The sequence below is a fragment of the Bordetella genomosp. 4 genome (genome assembly GCF_002261185.1).
In the GTDB taxonomy this organism is placed as follows: Bacteria; Pseudomonadota; Gammaproteobacteria; order Burkholderiales; family Burkholderiaceae_B; genus Bordetella_A.
Genome location: NZ_NEVQ01000001.1, coordinates 379,351 through 395,598, shown reverse-complemented (window position 1 = coordinate 395,598; position 16,248 = coordinate 379,351). Strand labels below are relative to the sequence as shown.

The 16,248-nt window shown below is 58.3% G+C and carries 15 protein-coding genes; 9 read left to right on the top strand and 6 right to left on the bottom strand.

Features of this window, described 5'->3' with window-relative positions; all coding sequences use genetic code 11:
* Window positions 1–17 precede the first annotated feature (17 nt).
* Entirely contained in the window at window positions 18–929 is a 912-nt protein-coding gene (locus tag CAL20_RS01850; RefSeq protein WP_094819569.1) for a bestrophin family protein, read from the bottom strand.
* Window positions 930–1,316: 387 nt separating this feature from the next.
* Here CAL20_RS01850 and hppD point away from each other — a divergent pair, with 387 nt between their 5' ends.
* The gene (gene hppD, locus CAL20_RS01845) at window positions 1,317–2,393 is read left to right on the top strand and encodes a 4-hydroxyphenylpyruvate dioxygenase (RefSeq protein WP_094819568.1); all 1,077 of its coding nucleotides are present in this window, start codon (window positions 1,317–1,319) and stop codon (window positions 2,391–2,393) included.
* A 119-nt stretch (window positions 2,394–2,512) separates the two neighbouring features.
* On the opposite strand, the gene CAL20_RS01840 is transcribed toward hppD, so the two are convergent.
* Window positions 2,513–3,244, bottom strand: a complete 732-nt coding sequence (locus CAL20_RS01840) for a sulfite exporter TauE/SafE family protein (protein ID WP_217903901.1) — start codon at window positions 3,242–3,244, stop codon at window positions 2,513–2,515.
* Between the two features lie 172 nt (window positions 3,245–3,416).
* Between CAL20_RS01840 and CAL20_RS01835 the strand changes: the two genes are divergently transcribed.
* From CAL20_RS01835 to CAL20_RS01815, 5 genes are all read left to right on the top strand, one after another.
* On the top strand, window positions 3,417–4,901 hold the full coding sequence (locus tag CAL20_RS01835) for a sensor histidine kinase (protein WP_094819566.1): 1,485 nt from the start codon (window positions 3,417–3,419) through the stop codon (window positions 4,899–4,901).
* 20 nt (window positions 4,902–4,921) lie between these two features.
* Complete coding sequence (locus tag CAL20_RS01830; RefSeq protein ID WP_094819565.1) at window positions 4,922–5,539, top strand: response regulator transcription factor; 618 nt, start codon at window positions 4,922–4,924, stop codon at window positions 5,537–5,539.
* Window positions 5,540–5,645: 106 nt separating this feature from the next.
* Window positions 5,646–6,113, top strand: a complete 468-nt coding sequence (locus CAL20_RS01825; protein WP_094819564.1) for a GlcG/HbpS family heme-binding protein — start codon at window positions 5,646–5,648, stop codon at window positions 6,111–6,113.
* Window positions 6,114–6,375: 262 nt separating this feature from the next.
* Entirely contained in the window at window positions 6,376–7,419 is a 1,044-nt protein-coding gene (locus tag CAL20_RS01820) for an alpha/beta fold hydrolase (protein WP_094819563.1), read from the top strand.
* Between the two features lie 24 nt (window positions 7,420–7,443).
* Window positions 7,444–7,959, top strand: coding sequence for a cytochrome P460 family protein (locus tag CAL20_RS01815; RefSeq protein ID WP_094837030.1), 516 nt, complete (start codon window positions 7,444–7,446; stop codon window positions 7,957–7,959).
* A gap of 118 nt (window positions 7,960–8,077) precedes the next feature.
* On the opposite strand, the gene CAL20_RS01810 is transcribed toward CAL20_RS01815, so the two are convergent.
* From CAL20_RS01810 to CAL20_RS01795, 4 genes are all read right to left on the bottom strand, one after another.
* Window positions 8,078–8,974 (bottom strand): SMP-30/gluconolactonase/LRE family protein, encoded by an 897-nt coding sequence (locus tag CAL20_RS01810; protein ID WP_094837029.1) that lies wholly within the window; start codon window positions 8,972–8,974, stop codon window positions 8,078–8,080.
* A 10-nt stretch (window positions 8,975–8,984) separates the two neighbouring features.
* Window positions 8,985–9,983 carry a Bug family tripartite tricarboxylate transporter substrate binding protein gene (locus tag CAL20_RS01805; RefSeq protein ID WP_256981318.1) on the bottom strand — a complete coding sequence of 333 codons (999 nt, stop codon included), beginning with the start codon at window positions 9,981–9,983 and terminating at the stop codon, window positions 8,985–8,987.
* Between the two features lie 68 nt (window positions 9,984–10,051).
* Window positions 10,052–11,257, bottom strand: coding sequence for a CaiB/BaiF CoA transferase family protein (locus CAL20_RS01800; RefSeq protein WP_094837027.1), 1,206 nt, complete (start codon window positions 11,255–11,257; stop codon window positions 10,052–10,054).
* A 47-nt stretch (window positions 11,258–11,304) separates the two neighbouring features.
* Window positions 11,305–12,243 (bottom strand): hydroxymethylglutaryl-CoA lyase, encoded by a 939-nt coding sequence (locus tag CAL20_RS01795; RefSeq protein ID WP_094837026.1) that lies wholly within the window; start codon window positions 12,241–12,243, stop codon window positions 11,305–11,307.
* A gap of 193 nt (window positions 12,244–12,436) precedes the next feature.
* Here CAL20_RS01795 and CAL20_RS01790 point away from each other — a divergent pair, with 193 nt between their 5' ends.
* The 3 genes from CAL20_RS01790 to CAL20_RS01780 all read left to right on the top strand — a co-directional run bounded on the left by CAL20_RS01790 (window position 12,437) and on the right by CAL20_RS01780 (window position 16,220).
* Window positions 12,437–13,165: an IclR family transcriptional regulator gene (locus CAL20_RS01790; RefSeq protein WP_094819557.1), complete on the top strand. Its 729-nt coding sequence runs from the start codon at window positions 12,437–12,439 to the stop codon at window positions 13,163–13,165.
* 116 nt (window positions 13,166–13,281) lie between these two features.
* On the top strand, window positions 13,282–14,814 hold the full coding sequence (gene proP / locus CAL20_RS01785) for a glycine betaine/L-proline transporter ProP (protein WP_094819556.1): 1,533 nt from the start codon (window positions 13,282–13,284) through the stop codon (window positions 14,812–14,814).
* 173 nt (window positions 14,815–14,987) lie between these two features.
* Window positions 14,988–16,220: an MFS transporter gene (locus CAL20_RS01780; protein ID WP_094819636.1), complete on the top strand. Its 1,233-nt coding sequence runs from the start codon at window positions 14,988–14,990 to the stop codon at window positions 16,218–16,220.
* Window positions 16,221–16,248 lie beyond the last annotated feature (28 nt).

Genomic DNA, 16,248 nt, shown 5'->3' with positions numbered 1-16,248 from the left:
CCAGAGAACATCGCACGTCAAGTCAGCCGATAAAACTGATCCGGCTTGATCTCCGGCGGCAAATCGCGGCCGCACAATTCGAGCACGGTGCGTTCGATCCCCCTCGACATGGCATCCAGCGCCAGCGCATGAGGCGCCAGGCCAAAAGGCTCGCTCACTTCGTTCGCAATGGCTTCCAAGGCAATGAGCGTATACGAGATAAACACGCATAGCAGCGGCGTGAACACATTAGCCGCATCCACCAAACCAAATGGCAGCATGACGCAATACGTGTAGATCGTCCGGTGCAAAAGTACGCCATACGCATATGGGATGGGGGTGGACGCGATACGCTCACACCCCCCGATGGCTTTGCCTAACTCGTTTAGCTGCGCATCCAGCATCCATAGTTCGGTATCCGAGACATTGCCCGCACTGTGCAAGGCCGCCAGGCGGCCGCGTATCTGGTCCAATAGCGCGATGGGCTGGTATTGTTTTCCCAACACCGCCCGCGCCCGCTCATCACCCAGCAAGCGGCGCAGATCCTGTGCAGGATCGGTATCGCGCAACTGATGTTTCAGTGCATAGATACTTGCGATCAGCGCGTCCGCCAGATGCCTGTGCGAGGCGGAATCAGGCGCGTAACGCAGTATCTGCGACATCAACGTACGCGACGCGATCAGCAGATTGCCCCACATGTGCCGCGCTTCGTTGTAACGCTCATAGCTGGCGTTGTTACGAAAGGCCAGGAATATCGCCAGCGTCAGGCCGAACAACGTCAACAGCGTGGTATTGAGCGGAATCTTTTCCCCGAAAATCGTTCCGTGGGTCACGACCGCGACACCACTGATGGCGGCAATGAAGCACAGTTGCGGAATGATCGACTGCAATACCGAGCCGTTCCAAATGAACAGCAGCCGAAACCAGCTTTGTCTAGGTCTGACGATCATAGATGACGGTCGCTATAGGATCCGATTCCGAGGAGATCGCGTCGTCCGGCCATAAAATTCTCTTTACTATCAGCAAGTTGAGCCAACTTATCGCACGACTTCTGGCGCTGCGTCTGCAGTTTCTATCCCCGGAAAACATTTCTCGTCTCCAGGCCGAAAGCGCGATAGCGCCCAGAGGACATGGCAGATGTGGAGTATAGTCAGATTGAGACCCTAAACGTCTCTGCATCCTTCTGTAACCCCACCATTATGAAAATTCTGGGTTTTCAACTCTTGATTGGCGACTACCTGGCGCGCAGCGTGCGGGGCCGCCCCTGTGCGCCCCCAATGTGAATCGGCTGCATCGCAAGCTTCACATTCACCATTTGCACATTCAGGAGCCAGAAAATGGCAGACCTTTTCGACAATCCCATGGGACTCATGGGTTTTGAGTTCATCGAGTTCGCCTCGCCCACGCCCAACGTCATCGAGCCGGTGCTCGAAAGCATGGGGTTTACCAAAGTCGCGAACCATCGTTCCAAGGCAGTCTCCCTGTTTCGCCAAGGCGGCATCAACGCCATCGTCAATAACGAGCCTCACAGCCCCGCGGCCTACTTCGCGGCCGAGCACGGCCCCTCTGTATGCGGCTTGGCGTTTCGCGTGCGCAACGCGCAAGAGGCTCACAAGCGGGCATTGGAACTGGGTGCTCAGCCGGTCGAGATTCATACCGGCTTCATGGAACTGCGCCTGCCTGCCATCAAGGGCATTGGTGGCGCGCCGCTCTACCTGATCGACCGTTTCGAAGAAGGCTCGTCGATTTACGACATCGATTTTGTATTCATCGATGGCGTAGACCGCCACCCCGTGGGCGCCGGCCTGAAGATCATCGACCACCTGACCCATAACGTCTATCGTGGCCGCATGGCGTATTGGGCCGATTTCTACGAAAAACTCTTCAATTTCCGCGAGATCCGGTACTTCGACATCAAAGGCGAATATACCGGCCTGACCTCGAAGGCCATGACGGCGCCCGATGGCATGATCCGCATCCCTTTGAACGAAGAGTCTTCAAAGGGCGCCGGCCAGATCGAAGAATTCCTGATGCAGTTCAACGGCGAAGGTATCCAGCACGTAGCATTTCTGACCGACGACCTGATCAAGACCTGGGATGCCTTGAAAGCCCAAGGCACGAAGTTCATGACTGCACCGCCCGAGACGTACTACGAGATGTTGGAAGGCCGTCTGCCTGCTCACGGCGAGCCCACAGCAGAGCTGCAATCGCGCGGCATTTTGCTCGACGGTACGTCCGAGGGTGGAGAGCGCCGTTTGCTGCTGCAGATTTTCTCCGAGACCTTGCTAGGCCCGGTGTTCTTTGAGTTCATCCAACGCAAGGGCGATAGCGGCTTTGGCGAGGGCAATTTCAAAGCGCTGTTTGAATCCATCGAACGCGACCAAGTGCGCCGCGGCGTATTGTCGACGGATTAAGGCAAGTAGCGCCCGGGACGTTAGTCGATGGCATTCGTGTGCCTAGTCTACGTCCCGGGGGCTTATCCTCTGACTCGTTGGTCGACTACCACACGCTGATCAAGGACCGTCGCATGGCTTTACCCATGCGACCATGCGCTATATAACAGCGCAGCCCCGGAGACGAAGAGCAACACATCGACCATGAGGGCAAAGGCGTTTGACGAAAGCCGCAGCACCAGAGGTTTGCTGGCAACGGTCCCGAGCATGATGCCAGCCCCCACCAACACGCCCTGCAGCGCCGTTTGCATGGACAACGCGTCCTGAGCGAAAAACGTGCTCACTTTGCTGATATACAGCAGCACTGACGTGGCGCCATCGGTCCCCAGAAATGCCCCGCCGCTAAGCCCATAGGCAGTGAATGCCGGGATACTCAGCGGCCCGGTGGAAAGCACCAATCCCGTCAAAAAACCAATCACAACACCGCATACACCCAGTTGAAACAACGACATTTGGTACTGCAGTTGCCGCAGCTTGTGCCGAATGGGAATCATGCACCAAAAGAAAAATCCCAGGGTCGCGTCGATCACCCACGCCGGCAATGCTAGCAGCGTATGTGCGCCCAGCGCCGCCGCGGGAATACCAGGCAAACCATAGGCAAACGTCGCCCGCCAGTCGATCTGTTTGTACCAGACCATGACGCGTGACAGATTGCCCATGATGGCCGCCATCGCCATGATAGGCATGGCAGCCTTTGGCCCATACGACTGCACCAATACCGGCAACAGCATTAGAGACGATCCCGTACCCACCACGCCACTGAACGCACCCGCAATCAGCGCAACGACCAGCACGTAGACATAATTCTCCACAGCGGTCAGGGCTCTTCGCCATAGGCTTTGGGCAACGCTACCGGGGATATATGACGGGTCATCACGGCGCTCCAACTGGTTGATGTTCGGACAGCATGTTAGTCGAGAGGCCGCCATTCCGTAGCAGTACGGAGTGTAAGACCCGCGTTCCAGTGCCATAATCCTGTGCACTATGCCCCGATCTTTCATGCGGCCGGCCCTGATATGGCTGCTGCTCCTCATTCTCGGCGTCGTCGGCATTGGTTTGCAGGACTACGCCAGCCAGCGCGATCGGTTCGTCCAGGATACGAGCATCGTGCACCGCATGCTCAGCCAAAAGGCCGTGCAGCACGAGGCCGTGCTCGCGACCTTGGCAGCGCTATCGCACCCTCCTGCGCCTGAGCGGCTGTTTCCCAGCCTGCAACCTGCGTTGCCGCAGTTGGAGGCGATCGGACGGCTGAACGAGGACGCATGGCATGGCAGTTCCCCGTCACCAAGTGGAATGGCGGACGCCTTGGCACAAGCCCGTCAGATCAACCACCCTGTCGTGTTACCGGGAAATGCCGCCACCTCTTACTGGCTCGTTGATCCTTCGGGTTGGAGTATCCAGCTCAATGCACAGAAATTGCTGGGGCGCGAAGATATTCCCCTTACGCTCAGCGCCGTCAAGCTATCGTTACCTTCCGGGCAGCTCAACCTACTGAGTTCAGCATCGCCGCAAAACTCAATGGGCCTTGTACTACAGCGCAGCAAACCCCTAGGTGCGGCAAGCCAGCCGTTTATCCTGCATACCGTTCAGATCTTGACGCCGGCGTCTTGGCCGTGGATGGCTTGGCTGGCCTGGGCCTTGACCAGCGCCGCACTGGTTGCGGGTTGGACATTGTGGCAACGTGCGCGAGCCTACGCCTTGCGTGAACGGGAGCAATCACGCTTGGCCGCAATCGGGCGGCTAAACACCCTCGGAGAAATGGCGGCGGGAATTGCCCACGAACTCAACCAGCCATTGACGGCTATCCTGGCGCAAACGGGCGCTGCTCAACGCTTGCTCGACGACCCTGAGGAGCAGCCTCAGGTGCGCCGAGCTTTGCAGGCGACCGCCGGTCAGGCACGTCGGGCAGCCGAAATACTCGAGCGTCTGCGCGCCGTGATGGCGCATGGAGAACCTGCTCAACGTTCGGCGCTGAACCCGGATGACCTGATCGCTTCACTGCGTTTCTTACGTGAAAGCGAACTGGCGCGAGCCGGCATACGAATCAGCTGGACCAATGACGCCCCCGGTGCACGCGCGCTAGGTGACCGCGTCGCGCTAGAGCAGATTCTGCACAATCTGGTACAGAATGCTGCGGATGCGCTCGCTACACAGGCGGGCGCTCGCCTGCTAGATATCCGCGGTCGTGTGCACCAATCACGCTACGAATTCGTGGTGCGTGACAATGGTCCTGGAATACCCGCCGACAAGCTGCCGAAAATCTTCGATCCGTTCTATACCACGCGGGCTCAAGGCATGGGGCTCGGCCTGACGCTGTGCGAGACCCTGGCGGGCACCATGGATGCGCACCTGCATATTCAGAACCACGCAGCGGGTGGCGTCTGTGCGACACTATCACTGCCGCTGTACTCCGAACGCCAAAACGCGGGCGTGTCTACCTCGCCACAGCAACACGAAGCTCACTGCTAAGGCAGCCAAGTAACTACGCCATGGACGACTACTCCAATCAATCACCGCTCGTCTATATCGTGGATGATGACGAGGCCGTACGCGACGGCCTGTCGATGCTGCTCTCGAGCGTCGGGCTACGCAGTGAGGGGTTTGGCGATCCGCAAGCCTTTCTCGCCCAAGGCCATCAATATGCAATCGGCTGTCTGGTTCTCGATATCCGTATGCCCAGCATCAGCGGCCTGCAGGTGCTCGAACAAGTCGTCGCGCACTCTGATCTGCCCACCATCATCCTGACGGGACACGCCAACGTCGATCTGTGCCGACGTGCGTTCAAAACCGGCGCTGTCGAGTTCCTGCAAAAACCGGTGGACGACGATGTGTTTCTGGACGCGGTACAGGCTGCCGTACGTCAGCACATTGCCAGCCGCGAAAAACTCGCCGCCACGCTCGAGGCTACAGAGCGCCTGGGCACACTATCCGGCCGCGAGGAAGAAGTCCTGCGGCGTGTCGTCGAAGGTGTCAGCAACAAACAGATCGCGCGCGAACTGGGCCTGTCGCCCCGCACGGTCGAGACCTACCGAGCAAATGTCTTCACCAAACTCGAAGCACAGTCTCTGGCGCAACTGATACGTCAGTACGCTGCTTTGCTCGCCTGAGGCTCCGTAGCACTACGGAGACCGGCGCGTGCTCGTGCGCATACCGGCGCGCAACGTATCTCAATACACTGTTCTTGTCGTTACTACACAGACCAAGGACACCATCATGATCCGCAAAACCCTCGCCCTGCTCTGCCTCGCAGCCCTGTCCCAAGCCGCCAATGCAGCCGTCATCACCACACACAAACTCGCGCTGGCAGATGCCCAGAAGCTCGCCACCGACACCGTTGCCGTCTGCCAGGCCAAGGGTTACGCCGTGAGCGCAGCCGTCGTCGATGGCAGTGGCCAATTGCAAGCCTTTGCACGCGCCGACAAAGCCGGGCCGCACACGATCGAGGCGAGCCGCGCCAAAGCGTTCACATCAGCATCGGCCAAACAACCCACGCTGGCCATGATGGAAAACTCGCAGAAGAACCCGGGCGCGGCCAACCTGAAAGACATCCCGGGATTCTTGTTATTGGGTGGTGGCGTGCCGCTCAAGCAGGGCGATGAAGTCATCGGCGCCATTGGCGTAGCTGGGGCGCCCGGTGGACATCTCGATGCGCAATGCGCCGACGAGGCCATGAAGAAATAAGACCTGTCGTCCAGTATGAACGGACATGGTTCGCCATCTCGGTGGCGGTCCATGTCCGTTTCGCCCTCGATATGCTAGAAAGTTCTCTTTCCGCCGATTGACCAGCAATCCATCTGAGGGGAGCTCGCACAGCCGATATGTACCGCACTGTATCTGGTTCTGTACACAGATACTCAACGTTTCGCGACCTGCTCGGACGCGACACAAGGCAGATACACCCAAGGCTTTCAATACTCCTACCAACTTCAGAGGAGTGAAAGTCATGTCGGAACCCATCAATACCCGCCGTCGTCGCCTGATCCAGACCACCGTAGCCGGTCTGGGCCTCATGGAACTGACCATGAGCGGTCTGGCCCACGCGCAAACATCTATCGCCAAAGCCGGCGCAGCTGCGAGTCACCCACTTGCGACGTTCGACGAGATCAAGCAGATCTCGGTAGGGCCGCTGAATATCGGCTACGTGGATGCCGGTCCGCGCAACGGTCCCGTTGCCCTCTTGGTACATGGCTGGCCCTATGACATCTATAGCTTTGCCGAAGTCACTCCCCGGCTCGTAGCTGCCGGCTATCGTGTCATCGTGCCCTATCTGCGCGGCTCGGGTTCGACCACGTTCTTATCGGCCGATACTATCCGCAACGGCCAGCAAGCGGTGTTCGCGCTGGATCTGATCGGATTGCTGGACGCCTTGAAAATCGAGACTGCCGTCCTCGGCGGATTCGACTGGGGTGCGCGTACCGTCAACATCATGGCGGCGCTGTGGCCAAAACGATTCACGGGCATGGTGTCGGTCAGCGGTTACCTCATCGGCAGCCAGGCTGCCAACAAAGCACCCCTGCCCCCTGAGGCCGAATTGGCCTGGTGGTATCAGTTCTACTTTGCCACCGAGCGCGGTAAAGCCGGCTACGATGCAAACCGAGATTCGTTCAACAAGCTCATCTGGAAACTCGCCTCGCCCCATTGGGATTTCGACGACGCGACTTTTAACCGTACTGCCCAATCTTTCCAGAATCCCGATCACGTTGCGATCGTGATTCATAACTATCGCTGGCGCCTGGGTCTGGCACAAGGCGAATCGCGCTACGACGATCTGGAACAGCAGCTCGCCAAAGGACCGGTCATCACCATCCCGTCAATCACGATGGAAGGCGACGCCAACGGCGCGCCGCATCCCCAGCCGGCAGCCTACGCGAAAAAATTCGCCGGCAAATACCAGCATCGCAACGTCAATGGCGGCATTGGACACAACCTGCCCCAAGAAGCCCCCAAAGACTTTGCCCAAGCGATCATCGACGTTACCCGTCTGTGAGACGCCTAGAACAAGGATCACGACATGCAACACGTTCATCGTGCACGAGTATTCTTGTCGGCTGCACTCATGCTGTGCGCCGCTGCAGGCTCGGCATCGGCGGCGGAGTCCACGCCACGGGCGGTTTCACCGATCTTCGGTGTGTCTATTCCAGAAGGTTATCGTAGTTGGCAACTCATCGCCCCTGCAGAGGAGGCCGCGCCACTGGATGAGTTACGCGTCGTGCTGGGCAATCCGGCGGCAGTCAAAGCCATTCAAGACCTGAAGGGTCCGTTTCCCGACGGTGCGATATTGGTCAAGCTCGCCTACAAACGCAAGCAATCTCCCGAGTTCTCCTCTGCCACTGTCCCCGGTCAGGCGACGACGGTTCAGGTCATGGTGAAAGACTCGAAACGCTATGCATCGACGGGCGGTTGGGGATTTGGACGGTTCATCGGCGGCGTCCCGACAGACGCCGCGCAACATCAGACCTGCTTCGCCTGCCACGAAGCACGGGCCGCCAAGGATCGAGACTATGTATTTACGCGATTTGCGCCTTAGTCTTCCAAACGCCGCGATATTGGCTTTTGACCCTGCGCTGCGAGCCGAGCCAGTGGCCCGGCGTTTGCATCCCCTCCTCGGACAGTCGTACTGGGAAGGAAGGAGCAACGATGTTGTCCTATGGCAACTCAGCCTGCAGGATCGAACCCGAGGCTGATTCCGTGAACACCACATGCTTGCCGTCGGGACACACGGCAACGTTAGTCACGGTGCTGCCATCGATAGGGCTTTTCAGATAATGCGTCACCTCGCCACGCGAGTTCAGGACAAACACACCGCCTAGACTTGCATGTGCGACCAGCAATTCACCGCTTGGCAATGTCGCTAGCCCGTCCGGTCCGCTGGTGCCGAAGAATGTCTGGAAGGCGCCCATTTTGCTGATCGATCCGTCATCCAGGATCGGCGCCCGCCACACCTGATTGGCACGCGTCACGGCGACGAACAAGACCTTTTGTGCGGCGTCCAATGCGATGCCATTAGGGCTGGGCGCATTACTGAGCAAGAGATCCAGCCGTCCGCTCCGCTCGTCGTATCGATAGACTCGGCCGTGGGGATCGTGCAATCCGGTCTGTCCTTGATCAGTAAAGTACAGGCGTCCCTCGCGATCAAACACCAAGTCGTTGACACCCTTGAACGACTCGCTATTGCGGTGGCCCAGCACTGTCGTCACAGATCCGGTCGTGGGATCGCAACGCAGAATGCCTTTGCGGTAGTCTGCCACCCACAAGCTGCCATCGTCATGCAGCGCCAGGCCATTCGGCCATCCGCCCGTTTCAGCAACAACATGCCATCGATCCCCATCGTCGGCCCGGAATATGCGGCCATGAGGGATATCGGTCACATATAGCGCTCCGGCCTTGTCAAAGACTGGCCCCTCGAGAAAGCAATCGACAATATGTCCGGCCTTGTTCGCGTCTGCCCACGCACTGCGGCGCTGCAAACGCAGCTCCTGCGGCACAGAGCCGATGACTTTGGCCTCAATGACAATCGGCGGAGAAAAAGAAAGATTCCACATGGCTGCCTCCTCACTCGGGCTTGATGCCGACACGCCGCCCGATGTCTGTCCAGAAAGTCACTTGCTGCCGAACATACTCGCCGAACGGCTTGACCGCCACCGAGCGATGTCCGGCTCCTTGGCGAGCCATCAATTGCTGCATCTTTGCATCGCCCATTACTTCATTGACGAGGCTATTCATTTTCTCAACGATCGGCTCGGGCGTACCCTTTGGCGCGGCCAGGCCAAACCAATTGATGACCTGATACGAAGGCAGCCCCGCTTGCGCGAATGTCGGGACGTCAGGCAAAGACTCCAGACGCTGATCACCACTGACCGCCAGCGCCCGCACGCGCCCGCCCTGCACCGGAGGGATTGCAGTCGGCGCAGCCGTCACCAGGAGGTCAATCTGACCAGCCATCACATCAGCCAAAGCCGCACCAGCGCCACGGTACGGGATATGGGACATCTTGATACTGGCTTCGGAAGCAAACATCTCCGCTGCAAGATGCGTGGAACTCGCCGGCCCGCCGGATCCAAAATTCAGTGCGCCCGGATTGTTCTTGGCATACGCAATCAGATCAGCCAGGGTCTTGAACGGCGATTTTTCCGGAACGACCAATACCAGCGGGGTCTCGATGATCTCGGCCACGTGGATCAAATCGTGCTCGTAGTCCCAAGGCAGCTTTGCAAACGACAACGGCAACATGGCATATGTCGTATCGGTCACCAGAAAAGAACTGCCATCCGGCTTGGAGCGAACCACATCCTGAGTGGCAATAGTCCCGGATGCGCCGGACTTGTTTTCGACGATGAAAGTCTTCCCCGTTGTCTCGGATAGTTTCTGTGCGACTTGTCTGGCGGCATAGTCAGTGGTGCCTCCGGGAGCATAGGGCACAACAAGCCGAACCGGTACCGATGGCCAATCCGCCGCGCTATCGGCCGCATGGGCATGACCGGACAACAGGCCGAGCGATAACACAAACAATCCGCGTGACAATGCTCGGCGGCAGATGATCGAAGTTTTCAAGCGATAATTCATTTTCCTGTCTCTTTATTCAACGCTTGTTCAAGCGCTTTTGTAAAAGGCCCGGCAGCTCACTGCGGACGACACCCTTGAGTGATATTCCTGGCCTTCAAACTTTGAATCTCTTCGTCGGAGTATCCGGCTTCGCGCAATAGCGCGTCGGTATGCTCGCCGACCTCGGGCGGCTGCGTACGCAACGGCGGCTGTACCCCATTGAATGCCACCGGCGTCAGCGGAACGTGCGAGGGTTTCCCGCCAGGCAACGTGATCGGAGCCAGCCCCCCGGTCGCCAGCAGATGGGGATCGTCAAACAATTGCTCCGGGCGGGTGATAGGCGCGTACGGCAAACCCTCTTTTTCAAAGACCGCAGCCAATTCTGCCGCAGGCGTATCTGCGAGATGAGCCCGCAGCATAGGCATCAGCCAATCCCTGGCCTGAACGCGATCATTGTTTGTCTTGAGCCGCGGGTCCGCAAACCATTCGGATAGGCCAAAGGCTCTGCAGAATATTTCCCACTGCTTGTCGCTGACGACGGCCAGAAAAATCTGCTCACCGTTCTTGACAGTAAACACGTCGTAGATCGCCCAGGCGGAGATTCGGCTGGGCATGGGAGCAGCCGCACGTCCCGTCACGGCGTACTGCATCATGTGCTGTCCGACGAGAAAGACGTTGTTCTCGAATAGCGAGGTCTGCACTTCCATGCCCTCGCCGGTGACTGCGCGTTGAGCCAACGCCGCCATGGCACCCATCGCACCAAACATGCCGCCCATGATGTCGTTGACGCTCGTGCCGGCGCGTAAGGGGTCGCCCGCACGCCCTGTCATATAGGCCAGACCTCCCATCATCTGCACGACCTCGTCCAATGCAGTGCGATGTTCATAGGGACCGGGCAAGAAACCTTTATGACTGACGTAGACGATTTTCGGGTTTCGCGCCTTCAGGGCGGTATATCCCAAACCAAGTTTGTCCATGACGCCCGATTTGAAGTTCTCGCTGACGATGTCTGCGGAATCAATCAAACGCAATGCCGCCTCTTTGCCTTCGGGTTGTTTGAGGTCCAGCACAATGCTTTTCTTGTTCCGGTTGAACATCGGAAAGAAGCCTGCGCCCGACCCCAGCAGCCTGCGCGTGGAATCGCCGCCCAGCGGTTCGACCTTGATCACCTCGGCCCCGAGATCCGCCAGCAACATGCCGCAGGAGGGCCCCATGACCATATGGGTGAATTCGATAACGCGGATGCCTTCGTACGGAAGACGGGACGCGGTGTTGTTAGACATGGGTTTGCAACCTATGTTGAGAAAAGGGCCTGACAATCCCGCCGATGCTAGGCGTGTTGAGTAAAGCCTTTCGGCAAACCGGCGTCCGGCGTCATTCCATACAGCGCCTCGCCCGGCAGCCCGGCAGCGAGGGGGACGCGGGCGGCGACGAGCTTCTCGATATCGACGCCAGTTGAAACGCCCATCGCCTCGAACATGAAGACGAGATCTTCGGTCACCACATTGCCAGAGGCGCCGGGCGCATAAGGACAACCGCCCAGTCCACCCAGTGAGCTATCGAACGTACGCACGCCCTCGTCCCATGCGGCGAGACAGTTCGCCAACCCCAGTCCCCGAGTGTTGTGCATGTGTGCGGCGCCAGCGTGCTCGCCCAGCTCTTGCCGCAACCGCCGAAACAGACGGCGTACCTGCGCGGGATTCGCATAACCCACGGTGTCCGACAACCCCGACTCGTCCGCCCCCGCCTGTACACACATGACCGCGAGCTTGATGACATCATCCTCTGGCACTTCACCCTGCAATGTGCATCCGAACGCGGTGGATATGCCGGCCTCGAGTTTGACGGACGGCGCAAGCTCATCGCGTAACTGTGCGATGGCTTGCACCTCTTGCACCATTTCCTGCGGTGTCTTGCGCACATTCGCGAGCGAGTGAGCATGGCTCGCCGATACGGGCATGGTCAGCTTGTGCACGCCTGCCTCCAACGCGGCTTGTGCGCCGCGTAGGTTCGGCACCAACGCCATGATGGTGACACTGGGATGTGCCGTGGTCGCGTATTTCACTACCTCGGCTGCATCCGCCATTTGAGGCAGCAAGCGGGCAGGCACAAACGAAGCCACCTCGATCTCCCGAATGCCAGCCGCCACCAGTGCGTCGATCCATTTGAACTTGTCTGCCGTCGGCATGGTGGCCTTGACCGACTGCAATCCGTCACGCGGGCCGACTTCGCTAATCAAGACCTCGGGCTGAGGGGTACGGCTCGGCATATACGTCTCGCTTGTAAAATTCTAAAAGATAGAACATCATTCTCTTGTATGAAATTAAAATACAAGCCTCGCCCCGTGTCAACCGCCCCGATTTTCCCGGGGTGAGCCCCATAAGGGCGCTAATAAATTCGAACAAAGACCCCAGACGTTCTATAAGATAGAATCCTCGAACTCTGAATTGACGGAACACAAAATGCCCCGCAAAGCTGTGACGGAATCCATCGCCGACGCCGATGCAGCCCAAGGCGGTGTCGCTGCGGTTGATCGTGCGCTCAGCCTGATGTCGGTGTTCACCAGCAGCGACCATGCGTTGTCCCTGCGCGAGCTCGCAGAACGGACCAGGCTATACAAAAGCACGGTATTGAGGCTCTTGGCATCGCTGGAACACGCGCAATGGATTCAACGCCTCGAAGACGGACGGTACGCCCTCGGCCCCGAGGTCGCGAGATTGCACGGTATCTACTCGGCATCGTTCTCACTGGAGCGTGTTGTCATCCCAGTGCTGCGCGAGTTAGTCGCCACCACAGGAGAAAGCGCTGCCTACCACGTGCGTCAAGGCGATGCACGGTTATGCCTGTATCGCGTTGACTCTCCCCACCCTGTGCGGGATCACATTCGTGCGGGCGATTTGCTGCCTCTGGATCGAGGCAGTGGCGGCCGTATCCTGACGGCCTTCGACGACATTCTAGGCAACGCTCCCGGCCCGGACCAGGAGCTGTACCGAAAGATCCGCAGCGACGGCTATTTTGCCGCGATAGGCGATCGCCTCTCCGAGGTCGCCGGCATATCGGCCCCTGTGTTTTCAGCGGCAGGTACCATCGCGGCCGCCGTGACACTGACCGTTCCCGTCCATCGCTACAACCCCGCTCATGTGACAGCGGTACGGCGCGCCGCCAGCCAATTATCGAGCCGCGTTGGCTGAAAGTAACGCAACAGCGCGAATTCTGCGCTCAGGGCACAGTATCGGAAGTAGAATTTTTACGTTGAGTAAGGCAAGCACGCACACATCGCTATCCCTAGCCAGCACAGGAAGCTGATATGACTCAAACCGTCCCTGCGTCACCAGAAGTCCGGCCCCTCCAGATAGACGACATCACCGTCATTGACGATAGCAAGCTTAAAAAGGCCGTCACAGCCGCTGCTCTGGGCAATGCCATGGAGTGGTTCGATTTTGGCGTCTATGGTTTTGTCGCGTTTGCATTAGGTAAAGTATTTTTCCCCGACGCATCACCCGCGGTGCAGACCATTGCTGCGCTTGGCACGTTTTCCGTGCCATTTCTGGTTCGGCCTTTAGGCGGCGTATTTTTCGGCGTGATGGGTGACAAGTTCGGGCGGCAAAAAGTACTCTCGCTCACCATCATCATCATGGCCATCAGCACCTTCTGCATTGGCCTGATCCCCTCCTACGCGAGCATCGGCCTGTGGGCGCCCATCCTGCTGCTGCTGTGCAAGCTCGCTCAGGGGTTTTCCGTCGGCGGAGAATACACAGGCGCTGCAGTCTTTGTGGCCGAATATGCGCCGGACCGGCGACGCGGATTCCTGGGCAGTTGGCTGGACTTCGGTTCGATCGCAGGCTTTGTATTAGGCGCGGGCCTCGTTGTGCTGCTGCAGACAATCCTGGGCGATGCGACGTTCCTGGAATGGGGGTGGCGCGTGCCTTTCTTCATCGCAGGTCCTTTGGGGCTGCTTGGTCTATATCTGCGCCATGCCGCAGAAGAAACGCCTGCATTCACTCAACAACTGGAAAAAATGGAGCAAGAAGATCGCGAGGCGGTAAAAGAGAAGCCCACCATCTCTTTTCGCGAAATCTTCTCCAAATACCGTAAGGCATTGCTGGTCTGCATCGGCATGGTGCTGGTCACCAACATCACCTATTACATGCTGCTGACCTATATGCCGACCTATTTGTCCAGCAGCCTGGGCTACTCCGAGGATCATGGCGTACTCATCATCGTCGTGGTCATGATAGGGATGCTGTTCGTACAGCCCGTTGTCGGATTCTTTAGCGACAAAATCGGCCGCAAGCCATTTTTGCTCGTCGGCAGCCTGGGGCTGTTTGTGATTGCGTTGCCGGCCTTCCATCTCATTGGCAGCGACAACATCGGCCTGATTTTCCTCGGCCTGCTATTGATTGCGATAGTCCTCAATTGCATGATTGGCGTGATGGCATCGACGTTGCCGGCGCTATTTCCCACCCGTATCCGATACAGCGCGTTGGCCAGTTCATTCAACATCGCGATCATCATTGCCGGCCTGACGCCGACCGCTGCAGCCTGGCTGGTAGAAACAACGGGCAATCTGATGGTGCCCGCAGTCTATCTGATGGTCGCCTCGGTGATCGGTTTGATCACCTCACTCTACCTGCCGGAGACCGCCAACCGGCCATTGCGCGGTGACACACCTAATGCATCCAATCGGCGCGAAGCCAAAGCCCTGTTGCAACAAGCCCTCGATCATATCGAGCAAACGGTGCAAGACGTCGACGCAGAAATCGAAGTGCTGGAGCAGCAGATCGAAAAGCTGAAAGCGCGACGCCAACGGCTGACAGACAGACATCCGGATCTGGAATAAATCCACGTCCAAGGCCGATCATCGCACACAGCTGCAGAGGCACATCCCTACGCACCGCATCTGCAGCCGCCAGCGAGTGGGAGTATCATCAAGGGGAAGGAGAAGGCATCCCGCCGATGGCGGCGACTATGGTCGCCCTGCCACAGCCTCAGAAAAACAACTCAGTAGACGCAATGAATCGAGCAGCACCGACATGGCTAATGCCCATCGTGGCAATTTTCACGCTACAAACCATCTCGGCGTTCTTGAATCGGCTCATTCCCATATTGGCCCCGGCCATGTCCGAGGACTTCGGCTGGAGCGGCAGCACAATCGGTTATCTGACCGCCAGCAACTCCCTGGGAGGTCTGGCGATCCTGGTCGCAGGGTCTGCCATGCTCAAACAAATCGGCGGCATGCGTACATTGCAATTGACTTTGCTGATCGGGGCCGCTTGTATGGCATGGCTATTGATCCCGAGTATTGCCATCGCGCTGATAGCATGCCTGTTCATGGGATTGAGCGGTGGTGCTGCCAATCCCGCAGGCAGCGAAGTCCTGCAAAAATATTCTCCTCCCGGCAAACGAAACCTGATGTTCTCCATCAAACAGGCTGGAGTCCCTCTGGGCGGCGTGATCGCGGGCCTGCTCGTGCCACTGCTGGTTGTGCTGACAGGTTGGCGCATTGCTCTCTTCTTTTGCGCACTCATCGTACTGCTGCCGACCCTGATGACCTGGCGCTTGAGCGCCAGTCTGGACGAGACACCGGACAAGAAGGATCACTTCTTTCATTTCCCGACGCTGGACTCTCTGCGTACGCTCACCGTGCCGCTGGCCTCTTTACGGCACAATCGCGGCCTGATGAAAATATCCGTGGTGGGCAGCCTCTTTGCCATCGCTCAGAGCTGTTGGTTCACGTTCACCGTCATTTATCTTGTAGACCAGCTCGGCTATCCGCTAGCCTTGGCCGGCATGGTCTTTGCCGTCATGCAGGCAGGCGGCGTCATCGGCCGCATCGTACTGGGCTGGCTATCGGATTACTTGCGCTCGGCCAATATCACCTTGACGATTGCAGCAGTTTTTTCCGCAGTGACCACTGCACTGCTAGGATTGACCAGTGCCGACTGGCCGCTATGGTCCGTGATTGCCTTGGCGTTTGTCGCAGGGTGCTCGGCGGCCAGTTGGAATGGCGTACAAATCGCTGAAGTCGCACGGCGCTCGCCGCCACACATGATCTCGGAAACGTCAGCCGGCTCCAGCATACTGGTGAACTTGATGAACATGGTGGCGCCCACGCTTTTTGCAGCATTTGTTGCCGTCAGCGGACGCTATGACTATGCGTTCGTTTGTGCTGGCGCATGTTCACTGCTCGTACTCGTGTGCCTGCCGCGAGATCAACGCAGTAGTTCGGCGCAGGCAGGCAAGTAAGACAGATCGGCGTTTGACACACCTCCAG

Bases quoted from the DNA above. Each gene is read 5' to 3' on its own strand.
- hppD (WP_094819568.1), top strand. From the start codon at position 1,317: ATGGCAGACCTTTTCGACAATCCCATGGGACTCATGGGTTTTGAGTTC.
- CAL20_RS01850 (WP_094819569.1), bottom strand. From the start codon at position 929: ATGATCGTCAGACCTAGACAAAGCTGGTTTCGGCTGCTGTTCATTTGG.
- CAL20_RS01830 (WP_094819565.1), top strand. From the start codon at position 4,922: ATGGACGACTACTCCAATCAATCACCGCTCGTCTATATCGTGGATGAT.
- CAL20_RS01835 (WP_094819566.1), top strand. From the start codon at position 3,417: ATGCCCCGATCTTTCATGCGGCCGGCCCTGATATGGCTGCTGCTCCTC.
- CAL20_RS01810 (WP_094837029.1), bottom strand. From the start codon at position 8,974: ATGTGGAATCTTTCTTTTTCTCCGCCGATTGTCATTGAGGCCAAAGTC.
- CAL20_RS01815 (WP_094837030.1), top strand. From the start codon at position 7,444: ATGCAACACGTTCATCGTGCACGAGTATTCTTGTCGGCTGCACTCATG.
- CAL20_RS01795 (WP_094837026.1), bottom strand. From the start codon at position 12,243: ATGCCGAGCCGTACCCCTCAGCCCGAGGTCTTGATTAGCGAAGTCGGC.
- CAL20_RS01790 (WP_094819557.1), top strand. From the start codon at position 12,437: ATGCCCCGCAAAGCTGTGACGGAATCCATCGCCGACGCCGATGCAGCC.
- CAL20_RS01820 (WP_094819563.1), top strand. From the start codon at position 6,376: ATGTCGGAACCCATCAATACCCGCCGTCGTCGCCTGATCCAGACCACC.
- CAL20_RS01780 (WP_094819636.1), top strand. From the start codon at position 14,988: ATGAATCGAGCAGCACCGACATGGCTAATGCCCATCGTGGCAATTTTC.
- CAL20_RS01800 (WP_094837027.1), bottom strand. From the start codon at position 11,257: ATGTCTAACAACACCGCGTCCCGTCTTCCGTACGAAGGCATCCGCGTT.
- CAL20_RS01825 (WP_094819564.1), top strand. From the start codon at position 5,646: ATGATCCGCAAAACCCTCGCCCTGCTCTGCCTCGCAGCCCTGTCCCAA.
- proP (WP_094819556.1), top strand. From the start codon at position 13,282: ATGACTCAAACCGTCCCTGCGTCACCAGAAGTCCGGCCCCTCCAGATA.